The sequence below is a fragment of the Nonomuraea rhizosphaerae genome (assembly GCF_019396405.1).
Classification (GTDB): Bacteria; Actinomycetota; Actinomycetes; order Streptosporangiales; family Streptosporangiaceae; genus Nonomuraea; species Nonomuraea rhizosphaerae.
In genome coordinates this window covers 1-10,574 of sequence record NZ_JAHKRL010000254.1, presented here as the reverse complement: position 1 = coordinate 10,574, position 10,574 = coordinate 1, and the positions used below count along the sequence as shown (strand labels likewise).

Annotated in this window: 10 protein-coding genes; 6 read left to right on the top strand and 4 right to left on the bottom strand. The window is 69.1% G+C overall.

Annotation, left to right across the window (positions count from 1 at the left end; genetic code table 11):
• Window positions 1-140: 140 nt before the first annotated feature.
• On the bottom strand, window positions 141-2,543 hold the full coding sequence (locus KME77_RS12890) for a DUF4407 domain-containing protein (protein ID WP_219466286.1): 2,403 nt from the start codon (window positions 2,541-2,543) through the stop codon (window positions 141-143).
• A gap of 246 nt (window positions 2,544-2,789) precedes the next feature.
• Window positions 2,790-3,323, bottom strand: coding sequence for a hypothetical protein (locus KME77_RS12885; RefSeq protein ID WP_219466284.1), 534 nt, complete (start codon window positions 3,321-3,323; stop codon window positions 2,790-2,792).
• A 389-nt stretch (window positions 3,324-3,712) separates the two neighbouring features.
• On the opposite strand from KME77_RS12885, the gene KME77_RS12880 reads away from it, so the two are divergent.
• The 5 genes from KME77_RS12880 (at window position 3,713) to KME77_RS12860 (ending at window position 7,851) form a co-directional block, all read left to right on the top strand.
• The gene (locus KME77_RS12880) at window positions 3,713-5,260 is read left to right on the top strand and encodes a sensor histidine kinase (RefSeq protein WP_219466283.1); all 1,548 of its coding nucleotides are present in this window, start codon (window positions 3,713-3,715) and stop codon (window positions 5,258-5,260) included.
• Window positions 5,245-5,937: a response regulator transcription factor gene (locus KME77_RS12875; RefSeq protein ID WP_219466272.1), complete on the top strand. Its 693-nt coding sequence runs from the start codon at window positions 5,245-5,247 to the stop codon at window positions 5,935-5,937. Before KME77_RS12880 ends, KME77_RS12875 begins: the two co-directional genes overlap by 16 nt.
• A gap of 168 nt (window positions 5,938-6,105) precedes the next feature.
• Window positions 6,106-6,549 carry an iron chaperone gene (locus tag KME77_RS12870; RefSeq protein WP_219466271.1) on the top strand — a complete coding sequence of 148 codons (444 nt, stop codon included), beginning with the start codon at window positions 6,106-6,108 and terminating at the stop codon, window positions 6,547-6,549.
• Window positions 6,550-6,733: 184 nt separating this feature from the next.
• A complete protein-coding gene (locus KME77_RS12865) occupies window positions 6,734-7,204 on the top strand; it encodes a lamin tail domain-containing protein (protein WP_308250684.1) in 471 nt (156 codons plus the stop codon).
• Between the two features lie 110 nt (window positions 7,205-7,314).
• On the top strand, window positions 7,315-7,851 hold the full coding sequence (locus tag KME77_RS12860) for a cysteine hydrolase family protein (protein WP_219466270.1): 537 nt from the start codon (window positions 7,315-7,317) through the stop codon (window positions 7,849-7,851).
• 16 nt (window positions 7,852-7,867) lie between these two features.
• Here the strand turns inward: KME77_RS12860 and KME77_RS12855 are convergent, their stop codons facing one another.
• On the bottom strand, window positions 7,868-8,548 hold the full coding sequence (locus KME77_RS12855) for a DUF305 domain-containing protein (RefSeq protein ID WP_219466269.1): 681 nt from the start codon (window positions 8,546-8,548) through the stop codon (window positions 7,868-7,870).
• A 36-nt stretch (window positions 8,549-8,584) separates the two neighbouring features.
• Between KME77_RS12855 and KME77_RS12850 the strand changes: the two genes are divergently transcribed.
• The gene (locus KME77_RS12850) at window positions 8,585-9,976 is read left to right on the top strand and encodes an LVIVD repeat-containing protein (RefSeq protein ID WP_308250683.1); all 1,392 of its coding nucleotides are present in this window, start codon (window positions 8,585-8,587) and stop codon (window positions 9,974-9,976) included.
• Here KME77_RS12850 and KME77_RS12845 read toward each other — a convergent pair.
• The coding region (locus KME77_RS12845) for a hypothetical protein (protein ID WP_219466261.1) at window positions 9,970-10,574 on the bottom strand (605 nt) is incomplete at its 5' end. The genes KME77_RS12850 and KME77_RS12845 overlap by 7 nt on opposite strands.

Sequence of the window (10,574 nt, the reverse complement as noted above, 5' to 3'; positions counted from 1 at the left end):
GGCGGACGTCGTCGGCCGTGGCGCGGCGCCACGGCGTACCCGCCGTTCCAGCCACCGGGCGCGCAGGGCGAGGAACACGAGTGTCTGCAGGGCGCCCACGATGATTCCGGCCAGGAACGCGGGTAGCTGCTGTGTCATGGTCACGCCTGTCCCTGCTCGTCGTCTCGGCCGGCGGTGTCGAGGGTGCCTTCGGGAGACCGGCCCTGGTGATGGTCCTGGCGCTGGTCCCTGACGTGCAGGGGCCCGACCCACATGGAGTCGGCGCCCTCCGGCATGGCGGCCCGTGCCGCCCGTAACTGCTCCAGGGCCTTGCCGGGGTCGGCCGCCCGGTCGCCCGGCCGGGGCGACAGCCAGCGCATGACGAGGTCGTCGATCGGCTCAGGCAGTTCGGGCAGCAGGAGGCGCGGCCGGATCGGCAGCGTCGCCTGGTGCAGCTTGATGAAGTCCGGGAAGCGGTCGGGGGCGATGTGGTGGCTGCCGTCGAGCATCCCGGCGGCCAGGGCCTCGCGGAGCAGCGGCGGCGAGCCGGTCAGGATCTCGTACACGGTGGCGGCCACGGCGCGGACGTCGGCGCGAGGCGAGCACCAGGCCCCCTTGTTCGTCCGCGACGACCGCAGTTGCTCCGGCGGGGCGTAGAACCGGGTCGCGCCGGTGACTCCGCTGGTGATCTCGCCCTCCTGGGAAACGACCTTGGCCAGGCCGAAATCGATGATGCGCACCTGATCGGGGTTCGCCTCCAGCGCGATGTTGGCGGGCTTGATGTCGAGGTGGATCAGGGCGTGCTGCTCGAAGCAGTCACGCAGGCCCAGCAGCACCTGCTCGGTGATCCGCAGGGCCCATTCCAGGGTGGGCATGAACTCGCCGTCCGGCGTCATCCGGGCGTGCAGCCTGCTGAAGATCGTGTCAGGGTAGAGCGGGGTGATGATGAAGAGGCCGAAGCGGGAGTCGAACCCGGAGTCGACGACGGGCGCGACGTAGTCGCTCACCACCTTGCGGTGGCGGTCGATCTCCTTCTCGAACCGCTCGGTGGCCTTGCGGAACTCCACCGAGCTCATGTCGCGGTCGCCGAGCCACCTGACCCGCTTGATGACGACCTTTCTGGCCGGGTCGTCCTTGTCGTAGCCGAGCCGGGTCTCGCCCTGGCCGCCCCTGCCGGAGGGCGGCCCCTCACCGCGCACCACCCAGCGGTCGTTGAGGACGAGCCGGTCGTCCGTGCCGTACGGCTCCTGCCGGTACGGGATGGTGGTCCCCGCGCCCACGCTCCCCCCGCCGCTCCGCGTCCTCTTGATCCGCCGGGTGAGGCCGACCAGGCGGTGACGGTGACGCAGACGCGCCTCCTGCAGGTCGTACTCCAGGTCGAGCTGGATCCGCTCCTTGGCGATGACGCGTGCGGCTTGGAGCCTCTCGCGGTGGAGCTCGTCGGCGTGATCCGCTTCCAGGTTCGTGTGGGCCAGGCGCTGGCGATGGCCCCGCTCCTCGACCGCCTGCCGCACGTCGCGCCGGCGCATCCGGACGGCCCGCTCCGCCTCCTGGGCGCTGTGCTCCTCCATGAGGTGCCGCCCGTACGCCTCGGCCTCGCGCGCGGTCCTGCGGCGCAGCCGGTAGTCGTGCATGGTCAGCGGTCCGAACAGCTTGAGCAGCACGGGCATCAGATCGACCATGACCAGCATGGCGGTGATGATCCAGCGGCGGGCGGCCAGAGCGGGATTCTTGGCCGCGGCGGCGTCCAGGGCCCGCTCGCGGTTGAGCAGGCCGCCGTTCGCCTTGACCTTGTCGCGCTGCGCGTCGATCTCGGCCTTGATGTCACGCTCCAGCGCGGCCTGCTCCTTCCGGTGCGTGGTCTCGGCCCTTTCCAGCGCCGTCCCGGCCGCGTCGGCGCGCGCCTGCGCCCTCCGGTAGGCCCGCTCTTTCATGACGCAGATGCGTTCGCACCCCTTGAGGCCGGTGCCGCCGGTTCCGTTGATCTCCTCGTCCATCGCCTTGCGCTTGCGAAGCGCGTCGGCGTCGCTGTTCCTCTTGGCCTTCCTGGCGTCCGCCAGGGCCTTGTCGCCGGCGGCCTTCCGATCGGCGAAGGCGTTGCTGTTCCGCACCTCGTACGACACCGCCGACAGGTCGGAGACCTGGAGTTTCCGTAACTCCTGCTCGATCTCCGGCGCGAAGAACTGCATGAGCACCGGTTCGGAGACGACCAGGGCGATCAGTATCGCGGCCAGCAGGCGTCCGCCGTAGGTGAGCATCCGCCCGGCCATCGACGACTTCGGCTTCAGCCCTGTGTTGTCCCCGGTCAGCGGGCCGTAGTCGACGTTGGCGACCAGTGAGCGGTCGAGGTTGAAGACGAACAGCGCCCAGACCAGCGCGATGATCGCGTACCACCAGACCAGAGGCGGCGAAACCATTGACAGCACCAGGAGCATTCCACCGAACGCCGTCACCGCCGTCAGCACCACGGCGAATCCGACGCCGAAATACCGTGCCCGTTCGACCGGCGCCCGCCCGATCAGATCGTGGTCGGCGCCCGCGAACCAGAAAATAGCTCGGTTCATCCACCCTCCCCCGCGGCGGACCCCGAGCAGTCCCGCCGCCTAGAAACCTGATATCCGGGAAAGCGCCTTGCCGGGCCTTCCCGACGTGCAGGATCCAGGTGTCACCTCTATAGCCCCCGAAAGCCCCCGAAGAGGTCTCCCCCAGACCCGCCCTCCCACCGTCCCCGACGCTGAGAACGAATGGCAGGATTCCGATCCGCCGGACCGGAAATCGTCAGTCCTTCACCTACGTGCGGCCTTCTCGCGTCATTCGATGAGACACGTCGTGCTCACCGCGGAATCATGGTCGTGGTGTGACTGCCGCTCTACGACTCGTGCGTTCTGAATGCCGTGCACCGCGTCGTGGTCGCCCGCCCTCACCCCGTCGGCCGGCAGGACGGCCGACGGGGTGGTGGAGACGATGCTCGCACGCATGATCTGGTTCCTTCCTGGAGGAACTCGACGGGGCGGCTGAAGTCGGCGGTGCAGCTGTCGCGGGCCCGGACGCCGGTGCCTGGGCGAGCAGGTGCCGGGCGCGCGTTCCCGGGCGCGGGCGAGGATGATCTCCCCCGCGCCCCCGTACAGCCATCGTTGTGGTGTCTGCTCGGCCCCCACCGCCTGGACCTCGTCGACCGAGATCAGGCCGTCGCGATCCGCGTCCGCCGGCCTGTCCGGCACCCTCCCGACGGAGAACCCGCCGATCGCCGGGCCCTCCAGCACGGCGGCGAGGTCCCGTGCGTCCCCGTCGATGCGGATCTCGCCTGCCCCGCCCGTGGTGAGTGCCGCCGCGAATTCGTGCACGTTACGATCCCCCCATAGAATCTCTTGTGCGCGTATTTGTTGCGTTCCGCACTGGCTGTTCCCGGTCAATCACCCAACCAACAAAAAAATTCATCAAACGATGGACAATAGGCCGAATGTGATGGACATCCATCACCGGGGCGATGGCCTTCCAGCCTTGACGGGGCAGGAATGGAACACCCAGGCTGAAGGTGATGCCAGCCGACCCTGGAACCCTTGCGCGCGATGGAACTCGTGGGCGTTTTATCCAAGTATGGGTACTTGTACTGTTAAGCGCCTGCGGGGCAGCCGCCCTCGTCCTTCTCAGCCAGAGTCCGCTTATTTACCGAAATCCGTACTTTCTCACCATTGAGACTGTTGTCGTCGCGGCCTTCACCGCGACCGGCGTCATGCTGATCCGCGTTCAGGACCAGCTCGCCACCGGCCTCAGTTTTGTCATCGCCGGGTTCGCGTTCTCCACCACGGGGGTGGATGTCCTGGGCGGCCCGTTCCCCTACGTGTCCATGCTGGCCTCGGGCGTCTACACGTTCCCGCTGGGGTACGGCGTCCTCAAGTACCGGAACAAGCGGCTCACCCGTGAGCACAAGGTCTGGCTCGCCGTCGCGTTCTTCTTCATCGTGGTGGGGACGGTCGGGCAAGGGTTCCTCGCCAGGCCGGAGTGGAACAAGTACCTGCCCGGCGCCTGGTGGCCCACGCTCCACGCCGATCCGGACCTTTACCAGGTGGTGGCGTTCGTGCTGGGCGCCGGATGGTGTGGCACCGCGGTGTGGATGTGCCGGATCCAGCTCCGCAGGGTGGCGAACGAGAACTCGTTCGAGCGCAAGGCGCTGCTGCCGTTCGCGATCGGATCGGTCGTCCTGGCCGTGCTGACCGCCGTCATCAGCACCACCCTGATGTTGAGCCCCTCGTTCACCAACTATCACGCCTACGCGCTGCTCGGCCTGATCATGACGGTGCTGCTGCTGAGCCTGCTGGCCTCACTGGTGGCCCGCCTTCTGCTGCAGTCGAGGCTGCTGCACGACCTGCCGTACCTGGCGACCCCCTCCGCTGTGGTGGATTATCTGCGGCAGGCGCTGGACGACCAGACGCTTGAGGTCTTCTACTGGGACCCGCCCGCGAACGCGTACGTGGGGCCGGACGGCCGGCCCTGTACCGTCCGCAGCCGTTCCGGCGACTCGCGGGAGTTCGTCACCTCGGGAGCCGGTGAGCCGGTCGCCGTCATCGTCGGCCACCCCGCGGTACTGCGGAACTGGCGCCGGATGGACGAGGTTCGATCCGTCGCGTACGGCATCATCGCCAACGCCCAGTCGCAGGCGAGCCTCCAGGCCCGCGTCGCCGACCTGGCCGCCTCCCGTCAGGAACTCGTGCACGAGCGCGAGCTGGCGGCCAGGTCCCTGTCCCGCGACCTGCACGACGGGGTGCAGCAGACGCTCTACGCCGCGCGGATCGACGTGATGAGCCTTCAGGCCGCCGTCCAGCCGGGCCCGGTCGCCGACGGCCTGGGCACGGTGTGCGAGAAGATCGACAAGGCCATCGACCAGATCCGCGCCACCACCCGCGGTTATCGCCCCGCGGAGCTGACGGGCGGCCTGCGGTCCGCCGTCGCGAACATCGCCGACCAGCTCAACATGCGCGTCGCCCTCGACATCCGCGACATGGATCTCGGTCGCCTGGAGGAGGTCCTCTACTACACGACGAAAGAACTGCTGCTCAACATCTTCAAGCACGCCTCCGCGCAGAGCGTGCGTGTCCAGTTGGCCAAGTTCGGCGACCTGCTCGTCCTTGAGGTGACCGACAACGGAGTCGGCACCGCCGACCCGGCGGGAGCCGGGATCGCGGGCGTGCGCCTGCGGATCGAGGACAGCGGCGGCATCTTCGAGATGTCGAGCGCCGCCGGCGAGGGAACGAGAGTGGTGGCGCGATGGGATTTCGCGTAGGGATCATCGACGACAACGAGCTCTGGCGCACCAGCCTGCGCAACTCGTTGCAGGAGCGCGGGCTCGACGTGACCATCTGCTCGGAGCGCGTGGACACCTTCCTCGAGCAGGTCCGCGCCGACCCGCCCGACGTGGTCATCGTGGACCTGCGGATGCCGCCCAGCCTGACCGATCAGGGGATCCGGGTCGCCGAGCAGCTGCGCGAGGAGTTCCCCGATCTCGGCATCATCATCATGTCGGGGTACGAGGAGGATCTGCGCCACCACTACGTCCGCAGGGCCGCCCGGCAGATCCCGCACGGCCCGCTCGGGTTCCTCTACAAGGACCGGGTGACGCCGGTCAGCCTGTACGCCGACATCTGCCGCGTGGCGCAGGGCCGCTCAGTCGTGGACGCGGACATCGCCGTCGACGTGGTGGAGTCCCTCCGCAAGCAGCAGGCCGGGGCGTCCGCCTTCAGCGAGATCGAGTTGCGCATCCTCAACCTCATGGTCGCGGGATGGACGAACAAGAGCATCTCCACCGAGATCCGGCTGTCCATCCCGGCCATCGAGCGCCACGTCTCGGAGATCTTCCGCAAACTCATCCCGGACGGGACGGATCCCGGCAGCGAGCGGAACAAGCGGGTGCTGGCCGTGGTCGCCTGGCTGAACCGCACGAGCCGCCCGGCGGACGACTGACCGGTCCGTCCGCCGGACCCACGGCTGGTGAGCGGCGTCGGCCCAGGCCGGTCGAAGGTTCTCCTCGGTCGCTACACTCCCGAAGCCGTCGCATCGTCATCGCATAGCGAATGTATCGACGCGACCGGACAGACTCGTCTCACACCGGGAACGACAAGGGAGAACACCATGAGCGCCACCAACACGTACGAGGGTTTCACCGCCGAGGAGCGGGCCGCGATGAAGGACCACGCCCGGGAGCTGAAGACGTCGGCGCGGCGCAGCCCGGCGGACAAGGCGGCGCAGGCGGAGCAGGACGTGCTCGCGAAGATCGCCGAGATGAACGACGCGGACCGGGTCCTGGCCGAGCGGGTCCACGCCGTCGTCCTGGCCGGCGCCCCCAGCCTGGCGCCGAAGCTGTGGTACGGGATGCCCGCCTACGCGCTGGACGGCAAGCTCGTGTGCCACTTCCAGCCGGCGGCGAAGTTCAAGACGCGTTACGCGACGCTCGGGTTCAGCGACCCGGCGAAGCTGGACGACGGGGCGATGTGGGCGGTCGCCTTCGCGCTGACCGAGATCACGGAAGAGGTGGAGGAGCGGATCGGTGCGCTGGTGAAGCAGGCGGTCAGCTGAGCCCGGGGACACCTGCGTGGGCGAGCGGGCGGGCAGTGCGCCCGCCACCCCCGCGACCAGGGCGGGGAGGGTGCGGAGATCATCTGGTGTATCAGATATCAAACCGATACGGGAACGGTCCAAAAGCACAGAGCGCCGTCAATAGGATCGCTCCACGTCATATCCCCACCCCAGGAGCGTCACCGTGCGAATCCTCTCCTGGCCGGCCGCCGTGGTGCTGGCCGCCGGCATGGTCGTCGCCTCCCAGCCCGCCCACGCGGCCGGGCCGGCCGTCCGGATCACCAAGATCTACTACAACTCGCCGGGATCACCGGACCACGGCGCGAACAGCAGCCTGAACGGCGAGTACGTGCAGATCAGGAACACCACCAGGAAGGCCGTCAGCCTCAAGGGGTGGACCGTGCGCGACAGGACGCGCCGGGCGGACCACATCTACACGTTCGGCACGTTCACCCTCAGGGCCGGGAAGACGGTCACCCTGCGGACCGGCAAGGGCAGGGACACCGCCACCACCCGCTACTGGAACAGGAGCGGGAACACCTACGCCTACATCTGGAACCAGACCAGCGACACCGGCTACCTGCGCGACGCGTCCGGCAAGCTGGTCGACTCCTGCTCGTACAACTCCTCGCGGGCCGCCTACAAGATCTGCTGAGCGGGTCGCCACGCCACCCGCGGCGCGTCCGGTACGCTCAGCAAGTAATCAGTTGTTGACTTGGCTCGCGGTACGGAAGGGTGACGGTGGCCCAGCACGCTCTCCTCGTCATGGATGTCCAGCAGGTCATCGTCGACCGGTACGCGGACCCGGACTACCTGCCGCGCCTGGGCAAGGCGATCGGCGCCGCCAGGGCGGCCGGCGTTCCGGTGATTTACGCGGTCGTCGGGTTCCGGCCGGGGTTCCCGGAGGTCAGCGGGCGCAACAAGATGTTCGCCCGGCTGGCGCGGGCGACGCCGCAGGCGGGCGGCGACGAGGCCGCGCGGGCCATGGAGATCCATCCGGACGTGGCGCCCGAGCCCGGCGACGTCGTCGTCACCAAGCGGCGGGTCAGCGCGTTCGCCGGCAGCGACCTCGACGTGGTCCTGCGGGCCGGGGGCGTCGACCATCTCGTCCTGACCGGCATCGCCACCGGCGGGGTGGTGCTGTCCACGCTGCGGCAGGCGGCCGACCTGGACTTCGGGCTCACCGTCCTGGCCGACGGGTGCCTCGACGCCGACCCTGAGGTGCACCGGGTGCTGGTGGAGAAGGTGTTCCCGCGCCAGGCGGAGGTCACGACCGTGGACGAGTGGGTCTCGGCACTCTGAGAACAACCAAGGCCCATCACGGCAGTGATCGCAGCGCGGCCCGCATTCTGGTGATCTCGACGCTCTGACCCGAGTACACGTCCTTCGCCATCAGCCGCATCCGCAGGTCCCGTCCCCCGGCCAGCTCCGCCCCCGCCATCCGCAGCGCCCCCTCGTGGTGCCTGATCATCAGCTCCAGAAACATCCGGTCGAATGCCGCGCCACGGGCCGCGCGCAGGGCGTTCAGCTCCGCGGGTGAGGCCATGCCGTCCCCGGACGAGGGGTCGTGGGCGTGCGTGTCCGGCACGGCGCGGCCCAGGCCGGTCAGCCACGAGGTCATGACCGTGATCTCGGGCCGCTGCGTGGTCAGGATCCGGTCGGCGAAGCGGCGTACGGCGGCGTTCTCCGTACGGTCGCCGGCCAGGCCGGACATCTCCAGCGCCTGCCGGTGGTGCGGGACCATGCCCTCGGCGAAGCGCACGTCGGCGGCGACCGGCGAGCCGGGCGTCTGGCCGAGGCGTTCGCCGGGGGTGGCGGTGCGGGCCGGACTGCCGGGGCCCTGTGGGACGATCACCGGAGCGCCGGTCCCGATCGGCGACGGCTCCCCCGGCTCCTGCGCGGCGCACCCCGCCAGCGTCAGCGCCGCGGCCGCCAGAACTGCCAGAACTGTCAGCGAACCGTTGGCGATGAGGGCACGCGATCGGGACTCCGCTGACATAGCTTCCATACTGAGCCACGAAGGGGAGGGAAGCGCGTGATCTTCGGAAAGGTACGGAGCGTGGCGGCGTGCGCGGCCACGATGCTGCTGCTGGCCGCCTGCGCCGCCGGGCCGCAGCCCACCCGGACCGGAGGGACGGCCGGCGAGCCCACCCCCCTCACGGAGCCCACCGGCCAGGGGCGGTCCAGCAGCGGGAGCGGGGCCACCGGTGACGCCAGGACGAGCCCGAACGTCAAGCTCGTCGCGCACCTGCCCCGCACCGCCCCGCTCAACGGCGACATGGACTGGAACACCGACCTGGCCTTCCAGGGTGACTACGCGTTCGTCGGCAACTTCGGCGGGTTCTCGATCTTCGACATCAGCGACCCGGAGAAGCCGGTGACGGTCAGCCAGGTCGCCTGCCCCGCGCAGCAGAACGACGTCACCGTCCACGGCGACCTGCTGATCCTTTCGGTGGACGAGCCGCGCAGCGACGAGACGTGCACCTCGACGAACAGTGACCGCGCCTGGGAGGGCCTGCGGATCTTCGACGTCAGCGACAAGAAGAACCCCAAGTACGTCTCCTCCGTCGCCACCGAGTGCGGCTCGCACACGCACACGATGGTCCCGGACGGGGAGAAGCTGTACGTGTACGTGTCCTCGCCCGGCCCCGAGCCGGAGTCGGAGACCTGTCCCCCGCCGCACGCGCTGCTCCAGGTGGTGGAGATCCCCACCAAGGACCCCAAGTCCGCCAAGGTGGTCTCCAAGCCGAACTTCCTGCCGGACCAGGGTGACGGCGCCGGCTGCCACGACATCACGGCCTACCCGGAGAAGAGGCTGGCGGCGGCGGCGTGCTTCGGCGAGGGCGTGCTGCTGGACATCTCCGACCCGGTGCACCCCAAGCTGATCCAGCAGGTGCGCGACGAGGAGAACTTCCAGCTCTGGCACTCGGCGACGTTCAACAACGACGCGACCAAGGTCGTCTTCGGCGACGAGCTGGGCGGCGGCGGCGCGCCGACCTGCAACAGCGGCATCCCGGCGACCAAGGGCGCGGACGCGGTGTACGACCTGGTGAACAACAAGCTGGAGCGGCGCGGCTACTTCAAGATCCCGCGCGAGCAGTCGGAGGATGAGAACTGCGTCGCCCACAACGGCTCGCTGCTGCCGGTGCCGGGCAAGGACATCATGGTCCAGTCGTGGTACCAGGGCGGCGTGTCCGTCTGGGACTTCACCGACTCGGCCGCCCCCAAGGAGATCGGCTACTACGACCCGCCGCCGTTCGGCAAGGGGATCGCGGGGTCGTGGTCGGCGTACTACTACAACGGCTACATCTACTCCAGCGAGATCCGCGACGGCCTGTACGTCCTGCGGATCGACGACCCGCTGACCGACCCGGCCAAGAAGGTCAGGATGGACGACTTCAACGTGCAGACGCAGAAGTCCTACTGAGCCGTTCGCCGGGGCGCGGTGATCTTCCCGGTCCGCCATTTCGCGTAGGTGGTGGTGAAGGACGAGGAGATGCGGCTGTTGTCGTTCAGGGCGCGCCAGGACAGGGCGAAACGTGTCGGCCGGTCGAGCTCGTCCAGGGTCAGCTTCCAGGTGAGCTGGGTCCGGGCGAGCTCGGCGGTGGTCCAGCCGCCGGTGATCTCCGAGAGCTTGACCTGGACCGTCTGCGGCCCCTTGGTGGTCAGCAGCGACCCGGAGTAGGTGCGCTCCTGCCTGCTGACCTTCGGGGTGAGGCCGATCATCTCCAGCACGACGCCGATGCCGCCGGTCGCGGGGATGAGCATGGCCAGCAGGTACGCGCCCGCCGTCGGCTCGCCGCGCACCCGTTTGCCGTCGAGGTAGGTCCTGCCGGTGCTCTCCATGACGACGACGCGGTGGGTCTCGCCGACCGACTCCACCCGCATGGACCAGTCGGTGGCGGTGTCGCCGTCGCCGACGAAGGCGAGCATGCCCTGGGCGGTGCCGCCGAGGTCGCTCTGGGTGAGGCCGCCCCGGTAGGTGAAGTCCGCCATGGGCGTCGCGACGGGCGGGCGCCCGGCGG

Bases quoted from the DNA above. Each gene is read 5' to 3' on its own strand.
- KME77_RS12860 (WP_219466270.1), top strand. From the start codon at position 7,315: ATGGATGTCCAGCAGGTCATCGTCGACCGGTACGCGGACCCGGACTAC.
- KME77_RS12890 (WP_219466286.1), bottom strand. From the start codon at position 2,543: ATGAACCGAGCTATTTTCTGGTTCGCGGGCGCCGACCACGATCTGATC.
- KME77_RS12870 (WP_219466271.1), top strand. From the start codon at position 6,106: ATGAGCGCCACCAACACGTACGAGGGTTTCACCGCCGAGGAGCGGGCC.
- KME77_RS12875 (WP_219466272.1), top strand. From the start codon at position 5,245: ATGGGATTTCGCGTAGGGATCATCGACGACAACGAGCTCTGGCGCACC.
- KME77_RS12880 (WP_219466283.1), top strand. From the start codon at position 3,713: ATGCTGATCCGCGTTCAGGACCAGCTCGCCACCGGCCTCAGTTTTGTC.
- KME77_RS12855 (WP_219466269.1), bottom strand. From the start codon at position 8,548: ATGTCAGCGGAGTCCCGATCGCGTGCCCTCATCGCCAACGGTTCGCTG.